General features: G+C 55.8%; 21 protein-coding genes. 14 read left to right on the plus strand and 7 right to left on the minus strand.

The annotated features are described in order from the left end of the window. Nucleotides 1-382: 382 nt before the first annotated feature. Genes WFL93_RS20455 through WFL93_RS20475 form a run of 5 tightly spaced genes read left to right on the plus strand, consistent with a single transcriptional unit; the run spans nucleotide 383 to nucleotide 5,606 of the window. Nucleotides 383-952, plus strand: coding sequence for a spore coat protein U domain-containing protein (locus tag WFL93_RS20455; RefSeq protein ID WP_009128086.1), 570 nt, complete (start codon nucleotides 383-385; stop codon nucleotides 950-952). Between the two features lie 38 nt (nucleotides 953-990). Further along, entirely contained in the window at nucleotides 991-1,485 is a 495-nt protein-coding gene (locus WFL93_RS20460; RefSeq protein ID WP_200902246.1) for a Csu type fimbrial protein, read from the plus strand. Between the two features lie 28 nt (nucleotides 1,486-1,513). Next, on the plus strand, nucleotides 1,514-2,209 hold the full coding sequence (locus WFL93_RS20465; protein ID WP_336778957.1) for a fimbrial biogenesis chaperone: 696 nt from the start codon (nucleotides 1,514-1,516) through the stop codon (nucleotides 2,207-2,209). Beyond that, a complete protein-coding gene (locus WFL93_RS20470) occupies nucleotides 2,209-4,644 on the plus strand; it encodes a fimbria/pilus outer membrane usher protein (protein ID WP_336778922.1) in 2,436 nt (811 codons plus the stop codon). The genes WFL93_RS20465 and WFL93_RS20470 overlap by 1 nt, the downstream gene beginning before the upstream one ends. Then, nucleotides 4,641-5,606, plus strand: coding sequence for a Csu type fimbrial protein (locus WFL93_RS20475; protein WP_049850638.1), 966 nt, complete (start codon nucleotides 4,641-4,643; stop codon nucleotides 5,604-5,606). Before WFL93_RS20470 ends, WFL93_RS20475 begins: the two co-directional genes overlap by 4 nt. Before the next feature lie 187 nt (nucleotides 5,607-5,793). Here WFL93_RS20475 and WFL93_RS20480 read toward each other — a convergent pair whose 3' ends face one another. After that, nucleotides 5,794-7,140, minus strand: coding sequence for an MFS transporter (locus WFL93_RS20480; RefSeq protein WP_336778923.1), 1,347 nt, complete (start codon nucleotides 7,138-7,140; stop codon nucleotides 5,794-5,796). 400 nt (nucleotides 7,141-7,540) lie between these two features. On the opposite strand from WFL93_RS20480, the gene WFL93_RS20485 reads away from it, so the two are divergent. Then, nucleotides 7,541-9,382: an Ig-like domain-containing protein gene (locus WFL93_RS20485; protein ID WP_336778924.1), complete on the plus strand. Its 1,842-nt coding sequence runs from the start codon at nucleotides 7,541-7,543 to the stop codon at nucleotides 9,380-9,382. A gap of 84 nt (nucleotides 9,383-9,466) precedes the next feature. Here the strand turns inward: WFL93_RS20485 and exbD are convergent, their stop codons facing one another. Next, on the minus strand, nucleotides 9,467-9,889 hold the full coding sequence (gene exbD, locus WFL93_RS20490; RefSeq protein ID WP_336778925.1) for a TonB system transport protein ExbD: 423 nt from the start codon (nucleotides 9,887-9,889) through the stop codon (nucleotides 9,467-9,469). A gap of 5 nt (nucleotides 9,890-9,894) precedes the next feature. Then, the gene (gene exbB, locus WFL93_RS20495; RefSeq protein ID WP_071531065.1) at nucleotides 9,895-10,623 is read right to left on the minus strand and encodes a tol-pal system-associated acyl-CoA thioesterase; all 729 of its coding nucleotides are present in this window, start codon (nucleotides 10,621-10,623) and stop codon (nucleotides 9,895-9,897) included. A 260-nt stretch (nucleotides 10,624-10,883) separates the two neighbouring features. On the opposite strand from exbB, the gene metC reads away from it, so the two are divergent. Both metC and WFL93_RS20505 read left to right on the plus strand, forming a co-directional pair. Beyond that, a complete protein-coding gene (metC, locus tag WFL93_RS20500; protein WP_336778926.1) occupies nucleotides 10,884-12,074 on the plus strand; it encodes a cystathionine beta-lyase in 1,191 nt (396 codons plus the stop codon). 98 nt (nucleotides 12,075-12,172) lie between these two features. Next, nucleotides 12,173-12,832, plus strand: a complete 660-nt coding sequence (locus tag WFL93_RS20505) for a DedA family protein (protein WP_336778927.1) — start codon at nucleotides 12,173-12,175, stop codon at nucleotides 12,830-12,832. Here the strand turns inward: WFL93_RS20505 and WFL93_RS20510 are convergent, their stop codons facing one another. Beyond that, nucleotides 12,833-13,753 (minus strand): AraC family transcriptional regulator, encoded by a 921-nt coding sequence (locus tag WFL93_RS20510; RefSeq protein WP_336778928.1) that lies wholly within the window; start codon nucleotides 13,751-13,753, stop codon nucleotides 12,833-12,835. Between the two features lie 205 nt (nucleotides 13,754-13,958). On the opposite strand from WFL93_RS20510, the gene dkgA reads away from it, so the two are divergent. After that, entirely contained in the window at nucleotides 13,959-14,786 is an 828-nt protein-coding gene (gene dkgA / locus WFL93_RS20515) for a 2,5-didehydrogluconate reductase DkgA (protein ID WP_336778929.1), read from the plus strand. A 233-nt stretch (nucleotides 14,787-15,019) separates the two neighbouring features. On the opposite strand, the gene ftsP is transcribed toward dkgA, so the two are convergent. The 3 genes from ftsP to parC all read right to left on the minus strand — a co-directional run bounded on the left by ftsP (nucleotide 15,020) and on the right by parC (nucleotide 19,615). Beyond that, a complete protein-coding gene (ftsP, locus tag WFL93_RS20520; RefSeq protein ID WP_049850631.1) occupies nucleotides 15,020-16,447 on the minus strand; it encodes a cell division protein FtsP in 1,428 nt (475 codons plus the stop codon). A gap of 118 nt (nucleotides 16,448-16,565) precedes the next feature. Next, nucleotides 16,566-17,303 (minus strand): 1-acylglycerol-3-phosphate O-acyltransferase, encoded by a 738-nt coding sequence (locus tag WFL93_RS20525; protein ID WP_009127726.1) that lies wholly within the window; start codon nucleotides 17,301-17,303, stop codon nucleotides 16,566-16,568. Nucleotides 17,304-17,344: 41 nt separating this feature from the next. Continuing rightward, the gene (gene parC / locus WFL93_RS20530) at nucleotides 17,345-19,615 is read right to left on the minus strand and encodes a DNA topoisomerase IV subunit A (RefSeq protein ID WP_049850630.1); all 2,271 of its coding nucleotides are present in this window, start codon (nucleotides 19,613-19,615) and stop codon (nucleotides 17,345-17,347) included. Nucleotides 19,616-20,022: 407 nt separating this feature from the next. On the opposite strand from parC, the gene WFL93_RS20535 reads away from it, so the two are divergent. The 5 genes from WFL93_RS20535 to WFL93_RS20555 are packed head-to-tail and all read left to right on the plus strand — an operon-like array spanning nucleotide 20,023 to nucleotide 24,376. After that, nucleotides 20,023-21,585, plus strand: a complete 1,563-nt coding sequence (locus WFL93_RS20535; RefSeq protein ID WP_336778930.1) for a BglG family transcription antiterminator — start codon at nucleotides 20,023-20,025, stop codon at nucleotides 21,583-21,585. 17 nt (nucleotides 21,586-21,602) lie between these two features. Beyond that, entirely contained in the window at nucleotides 21,603-22,073 is a 471-nt protein-coding gene (locus tag WFL93_RS20540) for a PTS sugar transporter subunit IIA (protein ID WP_009127719.1), read from the plus strand. A gap of 24 nt (nucleotides 22,074-22,097) precedes the next feature. Continuing rightward, nucleotides 22,098-22,412 (plus strand): PTS fructose transporter subunit IIB, encoded by a 315-nt coding sequence (locus WFL93_RS20545; RefSeq protein ID WP_009127717.1) that lies wholly within the window; start codon nucleotides 22,098-22,100, stop codon nucleotides 22,410-22,412. 11 nt (nucleotides 22,413-22,423) lie between these two features. Then, nucleotides 22,424-23,515, plus strand: coding sequence for a PTS fructose transporter subunit IIC (locus WFL93_RS20550; RefSeq protein ID WP_049850628.1), 1,092 nt, complete (start codon nucleotides 22,424-22,426; stop codon nucleotides 23,513-23,515). Nucleotides 23,516-23,524: 9 nt separating this feature from the next. Continuing rightward, complete coding sequence (locus WFL93_RS20555; RefSeq protein ID WP_049850627.1) at nucleotides 23,525-24,376, plus strand: class II fructose-bisphosphate aldolase; 852 nt, start codon at nucleotides 23,525-23,527, stop codon at nucleotides 24,374-24,376. Nucleotides 24,377-24,480 lie beyond the last annotated feature (104 nt).

A 24,480-nucleotide genomic window follows, 5' to 3' on the forward strand; every position in this document is an offset into this window, starting at 1 on the left:
ATCGTCAGTCTTTAATAGAAAAATTAATAATATCTGATTAATGCACGAACATATCATCGAACCGAAGCGCGTGGTAGAGGGGGGAATCACCGCTTGTTTAGTTTTTTTAACCACTCGCCACCCCTTGTGTTTACTGCGTTATCGGCGAAAAGTGGCAATTGATTAGGGAAAAAAGTGAACATTGGCGCACAAGGCCCGATTTGCTGATCTATAGTAAAGAAAACTGATATAAATCATTAATCCACCATCTAAGAATTTTCTTAGATAGCGGGCGCTTACGCTGTCGGGCTGCATGCGGCTCTTGTTTGATTTCGGATGTATTTGCATAAATGTATAACCAGGTGAAAAAGCACTGACCTTGGATAATCAGTAAGGAATGATTATGAAACTCAAGCTTTTTCTTGTGGCTACCAGCCTAAGCGCCGCACTTGCTCCTACTGCTGTTTTTGCCGCCACCACAACGGGAACCATCAATGCCACCTTGACGCTGACCACCGGTTGTTTAGTCAACGGTCAGTCAGCAACGACAGGGGTTAACTTTGGTACCCTGAACTTTGGTAGCAGCGCAGCAACCTTCGATACCCTCAATGCCACTTTAGTGGGTGCTTCGGGTAACGGCATCTTTGTCCGCTGCACCACCGGACAAACCTTCAACGTGCAGGTCACCAGCAGTAATACCGCACCGGCGACCATTTACGGTACGGTGAGCGGCCAGCCGCGTTACCTGACTCTTGGTTCTGATAATACTCAAGGCATTGCCTATACGCTGTATAGCGACGCCGCGTTTACCACCGCCATCGCTAATAACACCAACATCGCTGCCAGTGGCACCACGGACCCGACGCTCGGGACCAACTACGCCATTTATGGTCGCGTGGTGGGCGGCGGCTTTAACCCGTTGATTCCCGCAGGCACCTACACCGATACCATCAACGTGGCGGTGAATTACTGAGGGAAAGGATAATCAGGGTGGCCGTGGTGCAGCGGTTGATGCACAGTGCAGGCGGCCTCGCCCTGCTGATAGGGAGTGTCTCCGCCTGGGGGTTGCCGACAGCAACCTTTCAGGTCTCAGCATCAGTAGTGGCAGGCTGTGTCGTCTCCGGAACCAATACCGGGGTATTCGGCACGCTCAATTTTGGTACCCAATCTGGCGTGGCTTCCAGCAGCGTCAGCGCTAGCTATGTGCAAAGCACCACCATCACGCTCGCCTGCACGCCAGGCACCGCCGTCAGCATGAGCATTAACGGCGGCAGCAACTACACCTCTAGCCGTAACCTCAAACACACCAGTAACACCAATACGGTGGCCTATAGCCTCTACACCAATGCCGCGCATACCACGGCGATCCCGGTAAACAGCGCCGTGGCGCTGAGTTACAGCAATGCCAACAACATTACTTTGCCAATTTATGGCCTGTTAACGCTGCCCGGCCCGACGCGCGCCGGGACCTATACCGACACCTTAACCGTCACGCTCAGTTGGTGACGTCAGTGATAAGAAGGATGATATGAAGATGAACCTGCGCGCCCGATTGCTGTTGCTGCTTGTGATACTCACGCCCGCGGTGCACGCCGCCAACTCGCTGATGGTGTGGCCCATCGATCCCGCCATCAATCCCGACGAAAAAGCCAGCGAGCTGTGGCTGGAGAATCGTGGCAATGCCACCACCATGATGCAGGTGCGCATCTTCAGCTGGCAGCAAATTAACGGCCAGGAGCAGTATCAAACCCAGCAGCAGGTGGCGGCGAGCCCGCCGATGGTGCGCCTTGAGCCGGGACAGCGCCAGCTGGTGCGTTTGATTAAACAAACCCCGCCGACTGCCGGACGTGAAATGGCGTATCGCGTAGTGCTGGATGAGATCCCCACGCCACGCACGCCAGGCGAAAACCAGGCGGGCCTGACTTTCCAGATGCGCTATTCGGTGCCGTTATTCGTGTATGGCGACGGCGTCACGCGCGATACGGCAAAACCGCAGCTGAGCTGGCAGGAAGTGAACAGCGGCGGCAAACGCTGGCTGGAGCTGACCAATCGCGGCAGCGGTCACGCGCGGTTAAGTAACGTCACCATTGGCGGACGCAAAATGGGCAATGGCTTGTTCGGCTACGTGCTGGCGAACAGCAGCAATCGCTGGCCGTTAACCAGCAGCGTGAGCGGTGAGCTGGCAGCAGATATGAATAAAGGCCACTGGAGCAGCGCTGCCGCGCGTTGATGAAGTTAACGCCGCATCCCTGCGCGCTGGCGGTGGCCAGCGTGCTCTGTATCAGCCCAATTACCAGCAGCGCGGAGACCTTCTCCGAGCTGCCACCGCCGCCTGCGCTGGAGAATAACGCCAGCGGCCAGCAATACATGCTGGAACTGGTGGTGAACCAGGGCGAACGTGGCGACATCGTCCCGGTGGAGCGCAAAAATGGGGCGTTCTGGGTGCGTCGTGGCGATCTGGAGCGCGCCGGTATTCCGGCCGGGAAACTGCAAGGGCAGCAGATCGACGTCAGCAACCTGAGCGGAGCGAAAGTGGAGTATGACGAACGCCGTCAGCGCCTGTTATTGACGGTGCCGCCCGCCTGGCTACCGGGCCAGACTATTGGCCAACAGCTAAACGCGCCGCGCTTTCCCGGTCGCGCCAGCAACGGCGCCCTGCTCAACTATGACTTCTACGCTACGCGCACCGATAACGCCGGTTCGCGCCTCTCCAGCTGGAACGAACTGCGTCTCTTCGGCCCGGCTGGGCAGTTCTCAACGAACGGCGTGTACGTACAGCAACTGGAAGGCGGCGTCTCCGGCCAGCAGGAAGGCTACATTCGCTACGACACCTGGTTTAGCAACGAAAACGAGAACGCGGCAATCAGCTGGCGCGCCGGGGATTTGGTCACCGATGCGCTGAGCTGGAGCAACAGCGTGCGCCTCGGCGGGGTGCAGATTGGCCGCGACTTCAGCGTGCGTCCGGATCTGGTGACCTATCCGTTGCCGGCCTTTTCGGGCCAGGCGGCGGTGCCTTCGTCGGTCGATCTGTTTATCAACGGCTACCGCAGCGCGCAGGCGGATGTTCAGCCCGGTCCGTGGTCGCTCACTAACGTGCCATTTGTGAACGGTGCGGGCGATGCGGTGATCACCACCACCGATGCGGTAGGACGGCAAATCACCACCACGCTACCGTTTTACGTCTCCAGCAGTTTGTTGAAACAGGGCTTATCCGATTACTCGTTCTCTGCCGGTGCGATACGCGAAAACTACGGCATTAAGAATTTCGATTATGGTGCCGCCGCCGCCAGCGGTTCTTACCGTTACGGCCTAACCGACTGGCTGACGCTGGAGAGCCATGCGGAGGGCAGCGACAACGTGGCTATGGGCGGCGCGGGGGGATTGGTCAAGCTTGGCAGCCTGGGCGTGGTCAACGGCGCGTTGGCGCAGAGCCAGATGGCGGGCAGTGCCGGCACGCAATACAGCTGGGGTTATCAATACAACAACAGCTGGTTCAGCCTTGGCACGCAGCACACCATTCGTAGCGCCGAGTTTGGTAATCTCGCGCTGGTTGGCAGCCGTGGCGACAGCGCCAATACCAGCTACTCGCTGTCACGCCGCAGCGCGCAATACACTGCCAGCGTGTCGCTCAGCGATTATGGCAGCCTCGGGCTGGCCTATTTCGATATCTCCGGCGGCAATGGCGATCGCACGCGTTTGATGAACCTGTCGTGGAGTAAAAACCTGTGGGGTAACAGCAGCCTGTACATCTCCGCCAGTCGCGATCGGGATCAGGGCGACTGGAGTGGCGCGATTTCGCTGGTGATTCCGTTCGGCGAACAGAGCAGCGCTTCGGTCAGCATGGAGCGCGACCAGCAGGGCAACAACAATCAACGCCTTTATGTGTCACGCGCGATGCCAACCGACGGCGGCTTCTCCTACGATGCCGCGTGGGCCAATCAAGGCAGCGACAGCGGGGATTATCGCCAGGGCAGCCTGCGCTATCGCAATAACAAAATCGATACCTCGGCCGGCTTTTACGGTGATAACGACAACACCACGCAGTGGGCCGATTTCACCGGTTCGGTGGTGTTAATGGATAACCGCGTGTTCGCTGCCAACGATATCAATGACGCCTTTGTGGTGGTGAAGACCGATTATCCCGACGTGACGGTGCGCTATGAAAACCAAACTATGGGCCGCACCGATAACGAGGGCTATCTGCTGGTGCCGTCCATCAGCAGCTATTACGGCGCCAAATACGATATCGATACGCTCGATCTCCCCGCCGATCGCACTGCGCCAAAAGTGGAACAGCGCTTTGCCGTGAAACGTAAAAGCGGCTATCTGCTTAACTTCCCGGTTGAGCGGTTACGCGCGGCCAGCGTGGTGCTGCATGACAGCAATCATCAACCGCTGCCGATCTCCAGCCAGGTGTTACGTCCGAATCAAGCCACTGAATACGTTGGCTGGGACGGCATTGTGTGGATGGAAGATCTCGGCGCGAACAATCCGATTCACGTGGTGACGCCGGATGGGCGCAGCTGTGATACGCAGCTGGCGATTGCCGACGGCCAGCCAAAAGCGCTGGAAACCTACGGGCCGCTTACCTGTGCGCTGCCACCGCCACCGCAGGGTGCCGCGGTGAGCAGCGCGGATAATTCACAGTCAGGAATTTCACCATGAGAACGCTTCTGCTTCTGCTGGCGCTGTTGTTACTGCCTGGCGTTGGCTATGCCGCCTGCGGATTATCCGCACCGACCGCCACCTTCGGCTCTGTCACTACCTTTTCAGTTGGCTCAACCGTTAATCCCACATCCAGCACCACCAACGTCAACTGCGGTACCGGCGGCCTGTCTCTGTTGGGAACGGATTTCATTACTTATGCCTTCACCACCGCCACCAACCTCAGTGGCACGCGCGCGGCGCTGAAAACCTCGAGCGGCGGTACCGACAGCATTCCGATTCAGATGTGTATCGACAGCGCCTGTGCGACCGAATTACAACAGGGCGGCAGCTATCGCTGGAACTCATCATCGCTGCTGGCATTGGGGAACAGTCTCAACTTTAATATTCCGCTCTACTTCCGCACCGTGCCCGGCCAGGTGATTGCGGCGGGCACCTACACCACCACCATTACACTCACGGTGAGTTATAACGTCTGCGCAGGCGTGAACCTGCTGGGAGCCTGTGTGGGGACGCTGCAGACCAGCGCCGGCACGGCAATGCCAATTACCGTAAACCTGGTGGTCACCAATGACTGCACCACTATCACCGCGCCCAACGTCAGCTTTGGCAGTGCGCCGTTAGTCGGCAGTTTTTCAACGGTGCAGCAGACGATTAACGTGGTGTGTTCGAAGGGCAGCACTTACACCGTGGGCTTAAGCAACGGCAGCTACTACAGCGGCACCACGCGGCAGATGGCGAGCGGGACTAATCGGCTAGCGTATGACATCTACAAAGGTACGACGACGACTGCACGCTGGGGGCCGACCGGCACCGATCGCTGGAGCAGCACGACGTCGACCTCGTTGAATGCGGATACCGTGACGCGCAACTTTACCTATACCGCGCAGATTTTGACGACTCAGAATACGCCGGCAGCGGGGAATTATACCGATAGCGTGGTGGTGGATGTGTCGTTTTAGGTTTTGGGTTTTGGGTTTTGGGTTTTGGGTTTTGGGTTTTGGGTTTTGGGGTTTGGGGTTTGGGGTTTGGGATAGTGCGTGCTGTCCCTCATCCCAGCCTTCTCCCGCTGGCGGGAGAAGGAGCCGATCGAGCGGTTTGTAGGTTTGGTTATTACCTAACTATCCCCCCTCTCTCGCTTGCAGGGGTTTACCTAACTATTCCCTCTCCCGTTTGCGGGAGAGGGTTAGGGTGAGGGGAACGATGCTCATCGCGGTACTGCTTCACCCTACGGCCAATCAGCAGCGTACCCACCAGCCCGCACACCGCCGCGAATGACAGCCATATGCCCGGCATGGCTTTATCGCCAGTCGCATGAATCAGATAACTCGACACCGCAGGGGTAAAACCGCCGAACAGCGCCGTCGCCAGGCTATAGGCCAATGAGAAGCCGGTGGCGCGCACTTCTGCCGGCATAATCTCTGCCAGGTACACCACCATCGCCCCGTTGTAGCTGGCGTACAGGAATGAGAGCCACAGCTCGGCTTCAACCAGGTGGGCAAAGGTCGGCGATCCGACCAGCCAATGCAGCACCGGCCAGGTGGTGAGAATCATCAGGATGGTGCAAATAATCAGCAGCGGACGGCGCCCGACGCGGTCCGATAATGCGCCCATCACCGGCAGCCAAAACAGGTTCGAGATGCCGACAAACAGCGTCACCAGGAAGCTCTCTTTATCGCTCATCATCAAGACTGTTTTACCGAACGTCGGGGTAAAGGCAGTGATCATGTAGAACATCACGGTGGTGGTGACCACCATCAGCATGCCTGCCAACACCAGCCCCCAGTTCTGACCGACTGAGCGCATAATCTGGCTCATTGAGGGATGATGCTTACGCTGGCTGAAGGCTTCGGTCTCCTCCAGCATACGGCGGATGTAAAACAGGAACGGCACAATCATACAGCCGACAACAAACGGGATACGCCAGCCCCATTCGGTCACCGCGTCTTTCGCCAGCAGATGGTTTAAACCCAGGCCCAGCAGCGCCGCAAAGATCACCGCTACCTGTTGGCTACCTGATTGCCAACTGACATAAAAGCCCTTGCGCCCCTTTGGCGCCACTTCCGCCAGATAAACTGAGACACCGCCTAACTCAACGCCCGCCGAGAAGCCCTGCAGCAAGCGGCCGAGCAAAATCAGAATCGGTGCGGCGGCACCCAATGTGGCATAGCCCGGCACCAGCGCGATGGTCAAGGTCCCGATGGCCATTAAGCCCAGCGTCAGCAGCAAACCTTTGCGTCGACCATGATGATCGATGTAAGCCCCGAGGATAATCGCGCCTAGCGGACGCATTAAAAAGCCCGCGCCGAAGGTCATCAGCGTGAGCATTAAAGAGGCAAAGGGATCATCACCGGGGAAAAAGGTTTTGGCGATCGCCGTAGCGTAATAGCCAAACACCATGAAATCGTACATCTCAAGGAAGTTACCGCTGGTAACGCTAAAGATAGTTTTGGCACCGCCCTGAGGCGACTTTTGTAAAGAGTGACTTGCGCTCATATTGTCCTTCCTGGTTTTTCTTCCGTTTTAACGTGCTGAGCCAGGAATAAACGTGATCTTCTTCACCATTGCAGTTTACAAACACATGATCAATGGTAACCAAAAATTAACAATAAGATTTCATTAGCAATAGGAATAATATTAAAATTATTATTGATTGGCGAATTCAACCCTAAAAGAGCTATCGCCTTTTTAATTTATAAATTTCATTATTAATCATAAGCTAACTGAAAATACGTGGCGAAATGACCTATTGTTTTTAATGTGAAATTAATTAGCCCCATAAATAAGATTCTGCTCGATTCCGAGACAAGTCCCGTAGGATATTCGTTACCCGCGCTTTTATTCTTGGCCCGCTTAACGGCAATTGGGCCGTGGCTAATTCCGGTGGAGAACACTCATGCCAACACCTCTCAGCTTTGATCCTATCTCAGGTGGTAAATCAATTCGCGTCGGTACGCCTTATCAATTCTGGCAAGGTAATTTGCCCGATGAAGCCGGTACCGTGATTGAATTCATCATTAATGAACGTATCTTCAGCACCACAGTCGGCGAGGATGGTAATTGGTCATTTCAGCCGCCGCTGTTTTTCAATGAAGGCAGCCATAACGTCACCATGCGCGGTTTTGATCTGGCTGATAATCATGGAGAACCGCACCAGTTCTCACTTGAGGTCGACCTTTCAGCCCCCGCTAAACCCGCGATTACTTCAGCGATAGATGATGTCGGCAAGGTTACCGGCGGAATTGGCAATGGTCAGATCACTGATGACACAACCCCTACGCTAAAAGGCTATGCCCAACCCGGTAGCATTGTGCAACTTTATGACGTTGAACAATGGGTAGGCAGCACCGTAGCGCTACAGAATGGTGAATGGACGATCAAGGCACAGCTTGGCAACGGCGAGCATCAGCTGAAAGTGACCGCGACTGACGAGTTTGATCGCGTCAGTGAATCTTCAGATCGCTACGTATTACAAGTCGATGATTCACCGGGAATTCCCGCTACCATCAGCTATGCCATGGATGACGTGGGTACCGTACAGGGCAAACTGAACTCTGGCGCGAGCACCGATGACTTCGCGCCAGTTATTGTCGGTCGGGCTGAGCCAAATAGCATGGTTTATCTGTATGCGCAGAATAGCCACGGCGGCATCGGCTATAAAGGCAGCGTGCTGGCAGATGCTAATGGTGACTGGTCCATTCAGTCGCGCTCAATGATCAGTGGCGACGGCCTTTACACCTTCCATGCAACCTATGTGAATAGCATCGCCGATTATCGTCCCGATTTTGCGCTCAATATGAAAGCGCTAAAGGACATCGAGCCAACCATTGAATTTGCCCACGATGACGCCGGGGCGATGACCGGTGCGGTTTATCACCGTGGCACCACCGATGACAAAACGCCGACGCTAGAGGGCAAAGGCGCGCCGGGAAGCGTGGTTGAAATTGAGTACAAGCTGAGTAACGGTAGCTGGCAAAGTGCGGGCAGTGCAACGGTTGATCAGCAGGGAAATTGGCAGGTTAAGTCCGCTGAGCTGAGCAATTATGGCGAGTGGGCGTTCCGTGCGCGCGGCGTGACTGCAGGGCAAACCAGTGACTGGAGCGATAACTTCGAGCTGATCATGATCCCTGGAGCCCCGCTGGCACCGAGCATCAATTTTGCCAACGATGATGTGGGTCTGGTGCAGGATCCTGTTTTCCACAACGGCACCACTGACGACAACACACCTACGCTGCAAGGCACGGGTACACCTGGCCAGATCATTGAAATTGAGTTTGGTCTGCAGGGAGAAAGTCTGCGCAGCAGCGGCACTGCACGCGTGGGCGAAGACGGTAAATGGAGCTTTACCTCGCCGCAGCTGGATCAACCGGGCATCTGGGAATACCAGGCTCGCGCCTCCACCGGGGAGATGAAAAGTAACTGGAGCGATAAATTCCACATCAACCTTGTTGAGGAGGCGCAGATCAGCAGTGTCGAGCCAGAAGAGAACAGCAACCTAACGCTGCAGCAGTTGCTGGTCGAGGAAGGCGAAGGTCTGTTTATTGACAGCTCGCAGCTTGAGCTTCAGGACACCACTGCCGTGGCGTTACAGTTGGAAGATATTCTGCCGCAGGGAACAGAGGCCAGCGACTGGATGCAAGAAACTGCTACGGCCAATACTGCTGCGCAATACCACGTTTATAGCCATGACAACAGCGAACTGCTGCTGCAGGATGGCGCTGGCTCTTACGCCGCCTAACACTGCTTCTCAGTAAGGCAGCCATAAAAAAGGGTCGCTGTGAGAGCGACCCTTCTATTCAAGACATCAGCGTACCAAACGGAATTACTTCTTCACCGTTTCCATGCCCATCAAACCAATCTTCAGGTAACCGGCTTCACGCAGCTGATCCATCACTTCCATCAGGGTGGCGTAATCGACTGATTTATCCGCCTGGAAGAAGATGGTGGTGTCTTTCTTGCCTTCGGTCTGCGCGGTCAACGCATTCACCAGCGTCTCTTTGGTCACCGCATCGTTACCGATGTAGATCTGCTTATCTTCTTTAATCGACAGATAAACCGGTTTTTCCGGACGCGGCTGTGGCGCGCTGGTCGAAGCTGGCAGGTTAACGCGCACATCGACCGTGGCTAACGGTGCGGCGACCATAAAGATGATCAGCAGAACCAGCATGACGTCGATAAACGGCGTCACGTTGATTTCGTGCATTTCGCCATCGCCTACCGAGTCATCGTTTAAACGCATCGCCATAATACTTATCCTACGCGCAGTTTCTGTGCCGCCGCTGGACGGTTGGCTTCTTTCGCCGTATCAACGTTGCCGAGGTCAAGATCGCGGCTCTGCAGTAACATGACCTGCGCGGCGACGTCGCCCAGCGACGCTTTGTAGCTGGCGATCATGCGCGCGAAGACGTTATAGATAACCACCGCAGGAATCGCCGCAACCAGACCAATGGCCGTTGCCAGCAGCGCTTCAGCGATGCCGGGTGCTACTACAGCAAGATTGGTGGTTTGTGTTTTCGCGATACCGATGAAGCTGTTCATGATGCCCCAAACGGTACCGAACAGGCCGATAAATGGCGCAACGGAACCAATGGTGGCCAGGAAGCCATTACCGCGACCGGCATGACGGCTGAAGGCGGCAACGCGGCGATCGAGACGGAAGCTGGTGCGCTCTTTAATGCCGTCCAGATCTTCAGTGCCGGCTGACAGCTCCAGTTCATTGTGCGCATCGTTGAGCAGCACAGCGCTGTGGCTGTTGCCTTTGAAGTTTTCAGCAGCACGGTAAGCATCGTTTAACGATCGGGCTTCGCCCAGCGCCTGCTGCTCGCGCTTCAGGCGACGTTTCGCCCCGCTCAGCTCAGCAAACTTACCGAAGAAAATCGCCCAGGTGACGACGGAAGCCAGTAACAGGCCAATCATCACAATCTTTACCACGATATCGGCATGCTGATACATGCCCCAAACGGAGAGATCCGTTTGCATCAAATCACTGGCTACCACGCTGCATCTCCAACTTCTGTTGCACAGTTCACGATTGAAGCGCGGATCATAGCAAAAAACACCACCGAAGTGATAGTGGTTCTCATTACTATTTACAAAGGAAAGATGCCTGTCATTTCCACAATTTAGCCGATGTTATGCGCAATACTGGCCTCACTCTGATAATCGGCATTCAGGCTCAACCCGCCATAGCGATTCGTGGTAACGTGAATGTTTTGTGGGAAATGTCAGGAAAGGCAGTGATGGCAACGAAAAAAATAGACACCACGCTGGTCAGCGCGGGACGCAGCAAACGTTACACCCAAGGCTCAGTTAACAGCGTAATTCAACGCGCATCGTCACTGGTTTTTGACACGGTCGCCGACAAAAAACGCGCCACCGCCGGGCGCGCTAAAGGCGAGCTGTTTTATGGCCGTCGCGGCACCCTTACCCATTTCTCGCTGCAAGATGCGATGACCGAACTGGAAGGCGGCGCGGGTTGCGCGCTCTATCCCTGCGGTGCTGCTGCGGTATCCAACGCGATTTTGTCCTTTGTCGAAGCCGGTGACCATATTCTGGTGAGCGGCGCGGTTTACGAACCGACGCAGGACTTCTGCTCTAAAATTCTCAGCAAGCTGAATGTCACTACCACCTATTTCGATCACTGCATTGGCAGCGAAATCGGCGAACTGGTTCAGCCCAATACGCGCGTGGTGTTCCTCGAATCCCCGGCCTCCATCACCATGGAAGTGCAGGACATCCCCGCCATCGTGGCGGCGGTGCGGGCGAAAGCGCCCGACGCCATCATCATGATCGATAATACCTGGGCGGCGGGCGTGTTGTTTAACGCGCTGGAGCACGGCATCGATATCTCGATTCAGGCCGGCACCAAATACATTATTGGTCACAGCGATGCGATGATTGGCACCGCCGTAGCGAATGAGCGCTGCTGGCCGCAGCTGCGTGAGAATTCGTATCTGATGGGCCAAATGGTCGATGCCGATACCGCTTATATGGCGAGCCGCGGTATACGCACGCTGGGTACGCGCTTGCGTCAGCATGAAGCGAGCGGATTGCAAGTCGCCGAATGGCTGGCCGCGCAGCCGGAGGTGGCACGCGTGAATCATCCGGCATTGGCGCAGTGTAAAGGCCACGAATTCTGGCAGCGTGATTTTACCGGCAGCAGCGGATTGTTCTCTTTCATCCTGCATGAAAGATTGAGCAGCGAGCAGCTGGCGAATTACCTCGATCACTTCCACCATTTCAGCATGGCCTATTCGTGGGGCGGCTATGAATCGCTCATTCTGGCCAACCAGCCGGAAGAGCTGGCGGCCATTCGCCCAGCCGGCGGCGTGGATTTTACCGGCACCCTGGTGCGTTTACATATCGGCCTCGAACATGTCGACGACTTGCTGGACGATCTTAAAGCCGGTTTTGCGCGCTTAAAAAACTAAACAGAACATAAACCAGGCTGTGGCGGCGATGAGAGATCAACGTATGCGATGCCACAGAAGGTTAAAATTACAATCCTTGTGACTCGATGGAATAGCTGATGGGTGTTTTACATGAGATTGTCCAGGCGCTTTGGCATCAGGATTTTGCCGCGTTGGGTAATCCGGATGTGGTGTGGATTGTCTATGGCGTGATGTTTTTGACGCTGTTTCTGGAAAACGGTTTGCTGCCCGCCTCATTTCTGCCGGGCGACAGCCTGCTGTTACTGGCTGGCGCAATGGTCGCCAAAGGCGTAATGGATTTCGTGCCGACCATTGTGATTCTGACCACGGCGGCCAGCCTCGGCTGCTGGTTGAGTTATCTGCAAGGCCGCTGGCTGGGCAATACCAAACTGGTGAAAAGCTGGTTACTGCATTTACCGGCGCAATATCACCAGCGCGCGTGGAATATGTTTGATCGTCATGGCCTGATGGCGCTGCTGGTTGGCCGTTTCCTCGCCTTTGTGCGCACGCTGCTGCCGACCATGGCCGGCATTTCCGGTTTGAAAAACGGCCGCTTTCAGCTGTTTAACTGGTTGAGCGGCTTATTGTGGGTCGGCATTGTGGTGACGCTGGGTTACGGCATCAGCCACGTTCCCTTCATTAAACGTCATGAAGATCAGGTGATGGCGATCCTGATGATTCTGCCGATCGCGCTGCTGTTTATCGGCCTGGCCGGCAGCATTGTGGTGGTTTGGAAAAAACGCCGCCAGAAAGTCTGATTACGACGCGGCGTCAAACGGTAATGCTGGCACGGTTTGACGCACGCGGCTCGCCTCCTCTCCCGGCGTTACGCCGAAATAGCGCTTGAACTCGCGCGAAAACTGCGAAGGACTTTCATAACCCACGCGCACCGCCGCCGCGCTGGCTTTCATACCATCCTGCAACATCATCAAACGCGCCTGATGCAGGCGATAGCGCTTGAGGTATTGCAACGGCGAGGTTTGCGTTACCGCCTTGAAGTTATGATGAAACGCCGAAATGCTCATGTTCACTTCGGCTGCCAGCATGTCCACGCTGAGGCTTTCGGCGAAGTTGTTTTCGATGCGGCGCAGCGCACGCGCAATCTGGCTGAACTGCGTCTGGCGATTGACCAGCGACAGTAGCGCGCCGCCAATCGGACCGATCAACACGTAATAGATGATTTCACGCACCAGCTGCGGGCCTAACACGCGCGCGTCACGCGGATGGTTCATCACTTCCAGCAAACGCTCGGCCGCGCACAGCATCTCGTCACTCATGAACGCAGAATGGATGCCGGAAGTGTGCGCCTGCGGCTGGAACTGATCGTCGTCGCCAATATCCAGCAATAAATCCTGCAGGCTGGCGATATCCACGCTTAAACACATGCCCGCCAGCGGCTCTTCCAGCGTGGCCTCGGTTTCACACTCCACCGGCAGCGGCACGGTAAGCATCAGATATTTCGTGGCATCGTAATGAAAAACGGTGCTGCCGAGGTAGCCGGTTTTGCGTCCCTGAAACAGAATCACAATGCCTGGCTGGTACATCATCGGCGTGCGCGGCAGGGTTTCACAGGCATAAATGAGTTTGACGTTTTCTACTGCGCACAGCGGCTTACGCAGGTCGCTCATCAATGCAACCACGCGCTGCGCCAGCTGGCGACAAAGGGCGTCGTTTGACATGGTTCTCTCTCAAGCAGCAAAAAACGCAGTTTGCCGCAACGCTGCTCAAAACTCCATCAAACTGGAGAATCAGGCAAGATATTTGCAGAAACCAACCGGGCAAAATTGCTGCCTGCTTGCCACAATGATCCGCAGGCAAGGTTTGTTGACTAGACTTAAGCACATCTTTTCTACGGTAAGTCACTGCAACACATAAGGAGCAATTATGGCAGAGCAACCCATTATTAAATTGCGCGACGGCAACATGATGCCGCAGCTTGGCCTTGGCGTCTGGCAAGCGAGCATTGAGGATGCGCGTAACGCCATTGTGGAAGCGTTGAAAGTCGGCTATCGCTCAATCGATACCGCCGCCATCTACAAAAATGAGGAAGCGGTTGGACAAGCGCTGCAAGAGACCGATGTGCCGCGCGAAGAGATTTTTATCACCACCAAGCTGTGGAATGACGATCAAACCAACTGGCAGCAGGCGATGGAAACCAGCCTGAAGAAGTTGCAGCTAGAGCAGGTCGATTTGTATCTGATGCATTGGCCGTGCCCGGAGAAAGATACCTATGTCGACGCCTGGAAAGGGATGATTGAGCTGCAGCAGCAAGGCTTAACCAAAAGTATCGGCGTATGTAATTTCCATGAGGCGCATCTCAAACGTTTAATCGATGAAACCGGAGTGTCGCCGGTGGTGAACCAGATTGAACTGCATCCGATGCTGCAGCAGCGCACGCTACATGCGTGGAATGCGCTGCACCAGATTCAAACCGAATCCTGGAGCCCGCTGGCGCAAGGCGGTAAAGGCGTGTTCGATCAGGAGATTATCCGCGAGCTGGCGAAGAAGTACGGTAAGACGCCGGCGCAAATCGTTATTCGCTGGCATCTGGATAGCGGTTTGGTGGTGATTCCGAAGTCGATTACGCCGGAGCGTATTCGCGAGAATTTCCAGGTGTTTGATTTCAGGTTAGATAAGACTGAGGTGAGTGAAATCAGTAAGCTGGATAGCGGTAATCGTCTGGGGCCGGATCCGGAAGCGTTTAACGGCTAGGTTGGTGCGGTCTTCCCCTCACCCTAACCCTCTCCCACAAGTGGGAGAGGGAATTGTTAGGTGCCAAATCTGCTCGATCTGATCCCTCGCCCGCTTGCGGGAGAGGGAATTGTTAGGTGCCAAATCTGCTCGTTCTGCTCCCTCGCCCGCTTGCGGGAGAGGGAATTGTTAGGTGCCAAATCTGCTCGTTCTGCTCCCTCGCCCGCTTGCGGGAGAGGGCTGGGGTGAGGGCATTACAACGCTGGATTCACTAATAACTGCCCCGCCGTACCGCGATCCGCCATCTCTAACGTTTGGCTGTAATAGACAAACGGGAAATGCTCTGACGAACTCTGCGGGAAACTCACCAGCAGCTCTACGCTACCATCAACCCACACGGTATCTTTCCAGCCGCGATCTTCGCCCATCGGCTGCGCGCCATTCACGTTCTTAATCAGGAACATCACGCCCTGAATATGCAGCGACTGCGGGCGATCGGCGTGGATGATCCAGCGTTCAAAGGTGCCTTGTTGCACGGTGGTGTCAATGCGGTTCATGTCCCATAGCACGCCATTAATGCCCGGCTCGCTATCACCAATGCGGAACTCACGCGTGCGCACCGCTACGCCATCAAGAATCTGATCCGCCAATAAACGCATCGGCAGGTTATCCGTCACCAGCGGCAACAAACCGGTTGGACGCAAGCTCAGCACCAGCGTGTTGGTCAGAATTGAGGACGGCTCAAACAGACCGCGCAGGCGATCCATCAAGCCCGCCGCCGTTCCGGCGGTAATCGATACTTCATCGCCCTGCGACATATCCACCAGTATTTCGCGACGTTCACCCGGCGCCAGCGTCAGCAGCTGTACCGCGACTGGCGCAGGCAGGAAACCCTGATCGCTGGCAATCACCGTGAAGGGACGATTGTCGGAGAAGCTGAGATCGAAGCGGCGCGCGTTGGAAGCATTCAGTAAACGCAAACGTACCCAGCCGCGTGAGACTTCGACATACGGATTTTGCACGCCGTTCACCAACAGCACATCGCCAACAAAACCGCCGCTGGAGGGTGGGTTGTAAACCGGCGTGGCGAAGTTATCGAGCCGCTTATCCTGAATGATCAACGGAAAATCATCGACGCCGTAATGTTTCGGCAGCGGCAGCGATTTGCTGACATCATCTTCAACCAACCACATGCCGGCCAGGCCGTTATAGACGTGCGGCGCCATGCGGTTTGGCGTGTTGGCGTGATACCACAAAGTGCCCGCGCCCTGGCGAATCGGCAATACCGGTGCCCAATCGGCACCCGCCGACATCATGCGCGGCGCACCGCCCATCAACGCGCCCGGCACCTGCAAACCGCTAACGGTCATTGATACCGGTTCGTTAAGGCGGTTGCTGTAAATCAGCTTCACATCGTCGCCGCTGTAAACGCGCACCGTTGGGCCGAGATACATACCGTTAAGACCCCACACCGGCACTTTATTGCTGTTGCCGCTGAACGACCAATGGCTGCGCTGCAGCGTTAAAAATAGCGGTTGTCCGCGACGTGATTCAATCAGCGGCGGAATAGGAAGTGGCGTATCGCCCAATGGCGCGGCGGCGCGGGCGGCGTAAGGCATGGCACTGGAAGCCAGCGCGACACCGGCAGAAAGTTGAATAAACTGACGTCTGCTGCAAGACATAAAACTTCAGACCTTTTGAGCGTGGCGTAGAGACGCCGTGTCCATGTTGTTTTAATTGATTATTCGTTGCTGTGTGGCTTGAGAACGGGGCAGATGATTATCTGCCCCTTTTTGCTGGTCAGAGTTTACCGCTTTTTTCACGCTCGGCGACTTCGGCGTTCAATTCTTCCAGTTTAGTCGACATTAATTCACGGCAGTGCGTGGCGAGCTTGCGTACCGACGTGGTGGCAAACTGCGACGTATCGACCGGTGGCAACATCTCGACAATCACTAAACCGTTGTTCCAGCGGTTCAGCTTGATCTTATCGTGGGTGTTGGAAACCACGATAGGAATGATCGGCACACCGGCCGCCACCGCCGCATGGAACGCGCCGGTTTTGAACGGCAGCAGACCGCGACCGCGGCTGCGCGTCCCTTCCGGGAACATCCAGAACGAGATGCGCTTTTTGTTGAATTGATCCACCAGCTCACCAATGGTGCCGTGCGCTTTCGAGCGGTTATCACGGTCAATCAACAGGTTACCGGTCAGCCAATAGAGCTGGCCAAAAAATGGAATCCACAGCAGGCTTTTCTTACCGACGGTCACCGTGGTGGGCTGCACAATCTTGGCAGCGGTGATCATGTCGTAGTTGTTCTGGTGGTTGGCGATATAGATCGCGTTGCCATAATGCGCGGCTTCCGGCGGCTTGCGCAGTTCTACTTTGAGACCAAACACCGTCGACAGCCGACCCAGCATATGGCCGAACGTCGCCACGTGACGCGGATTACGCGGTGAAAAAAGACACCAGATAATGCCGATAATACTGACCACAATTGAATAAACAATAACAATAATTGCTCGTAAAATTAGTAACATAGATTCCTCAAATTGGGCATTCCATCGCCTGAATTACAGCGTTACTCTTCACTCGCGTCAGCTTTTGGACGCGCTGGTGCATTCACTTCTACGCTATCAATGCGTTGCAGGCCACGCGCTACGCTGCCGCGACGACCGCGATCGGCGCGGACTTTCTGCAGATCTTCATCACGCATAATCAGCTTACGCTTGCCAACGTACACGGTGATCGACGCGCCTGGCGGCAGAATCAGCAACCATTGTAGTTTGTCGGTGCCCGCTGCAGCATCCGCCGAAGGGATTGAGATGATTTTGTTGCCCTTGCCTTTCGACATCTGCGGCAGATCGCCCACCGGGAACATCAGCATGCGTCCGGCCTGCGTGATCGCCAGCAGCATATCATCACCCGAATGCACCGCCATTGGCGTCATCACTTTGGCGTTTTCCGGCAGCGTCAGCAACGCTTTACCGGCACGATTGCGCGACACCAGATCGGCAAAGGTACAGATGAAACCGTAACCGGCATCCGACGCCATCAGCAGTTTCTGATCGTCAGGCTCCATCAGCACCTGCTCCATCACCGCGCCCGGCGGTAGCGTTAGTTTGCCGGTGAGCGGTTCGCCCTGCCCGCGCGCTGACGGCAGCGAAGTGGGATCCAGCGTGTAGCTGCGCCCGGTTGAGTCAATAAAGGCCACCGGCTGATTGCTCTTACCCCGCGCGGCAGCCAGATAGCTGTCACCCGCTTTGTAGCTCAAACCGGCAGGATCGATATCGTGACCTTTGGCGCTACGCACCCAGCCCATCTGCGACAGCACGATGGTGACCGGCTCGGCGCTGACCAGCTCGGTTTCGCTCAGCGCTTTCGCTTCTTCACGCTCGCGCAGCGGCGAACGGCGATCGTCGCCGTAAGTTTGGCTATCAGCCAGCAGCTCTTTCTTCAGCAGGTTGCTCATCTTGCGCTCTGACGCCAGAATCGCCTGCAGCTGGTCGCGCTCTTTTTCCAGCTCCGCCTGTTCACCGCGAATCTTCATCTCTTCCAGCTTGGCGAGATGACGCAGTTTCAATTCGAGAATCGCTTCGGCCTGGGTGTCGCTGATGTCAAAGCGCGACATCAGCACCGGCTTCGGCTCATCTTCACTGCGGATAATATGGATGACTTCATCAATATTGAGGAACGCTACCAGCATACCTTCAAGGATATGCAGGCGACGCAATACGCGATCCAAACGATAGTTGAGGCGGCGCGTCACGGTTGCGCGACGATAAACCAACCACTCAGTGAGGATTTCCAGCAGGTTTTTCACCGCCGGACGGTTATCCAGACCGATCATGTTCAGGTTAACGCGATAGCTTTTTTCCAGATCGGTGGTGGCAAACAGATGGTTCATCACCTGCTCCACGTCCACGCGATTAGAGCGCGGCACAATCACCAGACGCGTCGGGTTTTCGTGGTTGGATTCATCACGCAGATCTTCCACCATCGGCAACTTTTTGTTGCGCATCTGGTTGGCAATTTGCTCCAGCACGCGCGCACCCGAAACCTGATGCGGCAGCGCGGTGATCACCACATCGCCATCTTCCTTTTTCCACACCGCGCGCTGGCGGATGGAACCGCGACCGCTTTGATAGATCTTACGGATTTCGCTGCGTGGCGTGATGATTTCGGCTTCGGTCGGATAATCCGGCCCCTGCACAACATCCAACAGTTCATTCAACGTGGTTTTGGGATTGTCGATCAGTTTAACCGCGGCTTCAGCCACTTCACGCAGGTTATGCGGCGGAATGTCGGTCGCCATCCCCACGGCAATGCCGGTGGTGCCGTTCAGCAGAATGTTCGGCAGGCGCGCCGGCAACATTTTCGGCTCCTGCAGGGTACCGTCAAAGTTCGGGATGTAATCGGACGTGCCCTGCCCCAACTCACCCAGCAGGATTTCAGCGTATTTAGACAGGCGCGATTCGGTATAACGCATCGCAGCGAAGGATTTCGGATCGTCCGGCGCACCCCAGTTTCCCTGGCCATCCACCAGCGGATAGCGATAGGAGAACGGCTGCGCCATCAACACCATCGCTTCATAACAGGCGCTGTCGCCGTGCGGATGGTATTTACCCAGCACGTCACCCACGGTACGCGCCGATTTCTTGAATTTGGCAGTGGAATTGAGGCCCAATTCCGACATGGCGTACACAATGCGGCGCTGCACTGGTTTTAGACCGTCGCCGATATACGGCAGCGCACGATCCATGATCACGTACATGGAGTAGTTCAGGTACGCGTTTTCCGTAAACTTGTGCAGGGCAAGACGCTCTGCACCATCCTGCGTCAATTCGCTCATTAAGCTCGCATCCTCACTTCGTGGCCCGCAACGGCGGGACATCCGGCGCTCATTTGGCGAGGATATTACCTTATTCGTGCGGTTTAGTCACAAAGAAGCCAGTGCAGCGAACAGATTCGTCTCATATTAAATAACGTGATATTGGTTGGAAATTTAAAAAGGAATGGGAGCTATATCACACTGAATAAGGCGAATAATATGTGAGCAGCTTCGCAATTAACGCTACACCGACAACACCCTATTAATAATGTCCGCGCGCGCGGACAACATTTAGTATTGTTGCTTGCTGATGACTCTCCTAAATTCATACTCCACAAGACCCACATTTTTGCGCTTCTGATTTCTGGCATGGAATAAATATAAACATCAATTCGCCATTAACGTTTTGCCGAAATAAGGGTGACCGCATGCAAATACTGACTTCGCGACAACACCGATTAGTGAAATTGCTGCTGCATCATGCCGCACCGCAGCCCAGTAAAGAGTTAGCGTCACAGCTTGGCGTGTCTGAGAAAACCATTCAGCGCGATTTGCAGTGGCTTGAGAGCTGGCTCAGCAACTGGTCGCTGCAGCTGGAAAAAACGCCGGGACGCGGCGTACGTTTGCGAGTGGATGATATTCAGCAGCGCTTGCTGCTGGAGCAGCAGCTTAACGGCGATGAAAGCAGCCCGGATGCGCTGGGCCACAATAGCCGCCGGGTGAAAATCGCCTCGCAGCTGTTGAGCGACGCACCGCGCGCCACCTCGATCAGCAAGCTTTCGGAGCGCTACTTCATTAGCCAGGCCTCCATCGTCAATGATCTGAAGGTGATTGAGGAGTGGTTGCAGCCGTTAGGTTTGCAGCTGCAGCGCGGCCCCGGCGGCACACACATTGAAGGCAATGAGCAGGCGCTGCGCCAGGCGATGGTGTCGCTGATTAACGATGTGATGCAGCAAAACGTCGCCGGCACGCCGCTGCTACCGCGGCTCGACCCCGGCAGCCAGCAAGCGCTGGTGCACTATTTTGGCGATGAGGATGTGGCTTTTGTGCAGGCACTGCTGCAGCACATGGAGCAGCAATTGAGTTATCCGCTGGGCGATGCGTGGTACCTCAATCTCTGCACCCATATCCTGATCATGATGCATCGCATGGCGCAAGGAAACGCGCTGGCGCTGGAAACCCTGACCAGCGCGCAGGATCTCGATCAACGTATTCTCACCATCGCCAGGCAGATGGTGACCCAGATTGAGCAGCGTATGTGCTGCGCGCTGCCGGCCGATGAGGTGGGCTTTATTTATCAATATATCGTCTCATCGGGCATTGTGGTGGAAGAGCGCGGTGATAATGCACCGCTGCATAATCAATTTTCCACTGCTGAATCCGTAAATATAACCTGTGAATTAATTGATCGTTTCTCATCCTTTATTCAGCAGGATTTAGTGCAGGACCGATTATTATTTGAAGGATTGCTGGTACATATAAAACCATTATTAAATCGACTCAAATACCATATTCATATTCGCAATCCGCTGCTGGAAGATATTCAGCAGGAGATGAAAGAGATATTTTCTTTGACTAAACAGGCGATGCAATTAACTGCTCGCAGCCAGGGACTTTCATCGGTGGCGGATGACGAAATAGGTTATCTGTGCGTGCATTTCCAGGCCGCGCTGGAGCGACAAATCGCTCACAAACGCATTCTGGTGGTGTGCTCCAGCGGCGTTGGCACCTCGCATTTGCTTAAGAGCCGCATCCTGCGCGCCTTTCCGGATTGGGAAATTGTTGGCGTCGTCTCGGCCAGTAATCAGGCTGACTTTTGCCAGCGAGAAACGGTGGATTTGGTGATTACCACCATTCACCTCCCCGCCGGCGCTGTTCCGGCAGTGTATGTCAGCGCCTTCTTTAACGATGACGATATCCGGCGGGTGACTGACGCCATGATTGGTAGCCAGCTACCTGACGGCGCCTTCTGCGCCTTGGCTGAACATTAATTGAATGAGGATTCACCATGGATATTTCCCGCATTCTGACGCCGCGCCGCGTTAACCTGGCGCTGACCGCCACCAGCAAAGAAGAAGCGATTCTTGAGCTGACCGATTTGCTCTACCACGACGGCGCCATCAGCGACCGCGCCGCCTTTATTGAGGACGTCTGGCTGCGCGAAGCCGAAGGTTCTACCGGCTTCGAAAACCACATTGCCATCCCGCACGGTAAATCTGCGGCGGTGAAACAAACCACACTCGCCATCGGCCGCACCCAACATGACATTCCGTGGGAAACGCTGGATGGCAGCCAGGTGCGCTGCATCATCCTGTTCGCGGTGCGGCTGGAAGATCAGAACACCACCCATATTCGCCTGTTGTCGCAGGTGGCCAGCGCGCTGGCCGATGATGAGGTGATAGCCCAACTGCTGGTGGAAAACGATGCCAGCAATATCATCCGGCTGTTTAGTCAGTACGCCGAAACCGACCTCTGTTAACCGCCTAACTCTCTGAGGTGACACATGAATATCGTCTGTGTAGCGGCCTGCACGGCAGGCATCGCGCATACCTATATTGCGCGCGAAAAACTGATTAAGGGGGCCCACGCGTTGGGCCACACCATCCACGTGGAAACGCAGGGCACCATCGGCACCGAAACACCGCTGACGGCGGAGGAGATTGCCGCCGCTGACGTGGTGATCCTCGCCGTCGACGTGAAGATTAAAGGCGAGGAGCGCTTTCAGGGCAAACCCATTGTGCGAGTGAAAACCGAAGTGGTGATCAAGTCACCGGTTAAATTCCTCGAAAAAGTGGCGGATTCACTGGCGCGCGCCTGAGGAGATCCAGCATGAGTGATAACAAACGCCAGTACGGCCAGGAGATCAAAGGGCATCTGCTCACCGGCATCTCCTGGATGATCCCGCTGATCGTTGCCGCTGGGATCTGTATCGCGCTCGGCCAGGTGATCGGCGGGCCGGATGTCGGCAAACAGACCGGTAGCCTCGCTTGGATGCTCAATCAGATTGGCGGCTGGGGCATGGGCTTGATCGTGCCGCTGATCAGCGCAGCGATCGCCTACTCGATCGCCGATCGTCCCGGTTTTGCGCCCGGCCTGATTGTCGGCTTTATCTGCGGACAGATCGGCACCGGTTTTATCGGCGGCATTCTCGGTGGCTTCCTCGTGGGTTACACGGTGCTGCTGCTGCGCCGCACCATCAGGTTGCCGAAATCGATGCAGGGCTTAATGCCGATTATGGTGCTGCCGGTGCTCAGCACCATCATTGCGGGGCTGCTAATGATGACCTTTATCGGCCAGCCGATTGTCTGGCTGCAAAAGGCGCTGATTGCGCTGCTGGAGTCGATGCAGGGCGGCTCGAAGTTTGTGATGGGCGCGATTCTGGGCGCGATGGCCACCTTCGACTTCGGTGGGCCGGTGAATAAGACCATGTCGCTGTTCGCCGACGGCATGCTGGTTGACGGCATTTACGGGCCGGAAGCGGTGAAGTTTGTCGGCTCGATGATTCCGCCGTTCGGCATCACGCTGTCGTATCTGCTGAGTCGCAACAAGTACACCAAAGCGGAAAAAGAGGCGCTGAAAGCCGCCTTCCCGATGGGCATCTGCATGATTACCGAAGGGGTGATTCCGATTGCGGCGCGTGACCTGTTCCGCGTGGTTGGCAGCTGCGTGGTGGCCTCCGCCCTCGCCGGAGGGCTGATTATGGTGTGGGGCGTGGGCGCACCGGTGCCGCACGGCGGGATGTTTGTGGTGCCGCTGTTCACTAAACCCTGGCTGTTCTGCTTAGCGCTCGGCATCGGTACCACGGTGTGCGGGGTGATGCTGGCGGTGCTGAAAAAACCGGTCACCCAGGCAGATGAAGAGTTCGATGACGTGGAAGCCCCAGGCGTCCGCGATGAAGAGATCAAATTCACTCTGGAATAAGGAGCCACCATGTTTGCCATGATGAATGACCTGATTCAGGCCGCTGCCCAACAGCGCTACGCGGTGCTGGCGATTAACTGCTTCAACCTTGAAACGGCGCGCGCCGCCATTCAGGCCGCCGAACAGCAGCGCGCCCCGCTGATCCTCAATGTTTATCAGGGGCATAGCGCGCACTTTCCGCCAGCGATCGCAGTGCCGTTAGTCAAAGCGCTGGCCGATACCGCCCGCGTGCCGGTGGCGCTGGCACTCGATCACGGCAAAGCGTTTCCGCTGATTGGTCAGGCGTTTCGCGCCGGTTTTACCGGCTTGATGATTGATGCCTCATCGGAGCCACTTGCCGAGAACATTCGCCAGACCGCCGCGGTGGTAAAGATGGCGCACACCGCCGGCGTTTGCGTGGAAGGCGAGTTAGGGCATATCGCCGATGCGCCCACCTACGCGCTGGCGGATGCTTCGGTAAAGATGACGCAGGTGGCGGATGTGCTGCCGTTTATCGAGCAGACCGATATCGATCTGCTGGCGATTTCAGTCGGCACGGCGCACGGGCTTTATCCGGCGGGCGTAAAGCCAAAGATTGATTTCCAGCGCTTGCAGGAGCTGCAGGCGGTTTCCACCCGACCGCTGGCGCTGCATGGCGGTTCGGGCACGCCGGCCGAGGATATTCGCCGCGTGAGCGAGTTTGGCGTCGCCAAGATTAACGTCGGCGCGGCGGTGTTTGATGCCGGGAAAATGGCGGTCGAACAGGCGCTGAAACAGCACCCCCACGCCGAGCTCGCCGATCTCCTTGCGCTGATGGAGTCCGCCTGCCGCGAAGTGGTGGTTGAGTATCTGAGCTGGTCGGGCTCGGCGGGCAAGGTTTAGCGACGGCGCTGGCTGGCGGTCGCCATTAATGGCGACCCTACATTGTACGGTGCGCATTTAGGCGCACCCGGTTTTAAAAATCACCTTATCACTCTCCATCATCG

Source organism: Pantoea sp. USHLN256, from assembly GCF_037149875.1.
Classification (GTDB): Bacteria; Pseudomonadota; Gammaproteobacteria; order Enterobacterales; family Enterobacteriaceae; genus Pantoea; species Pantoea nemavictus.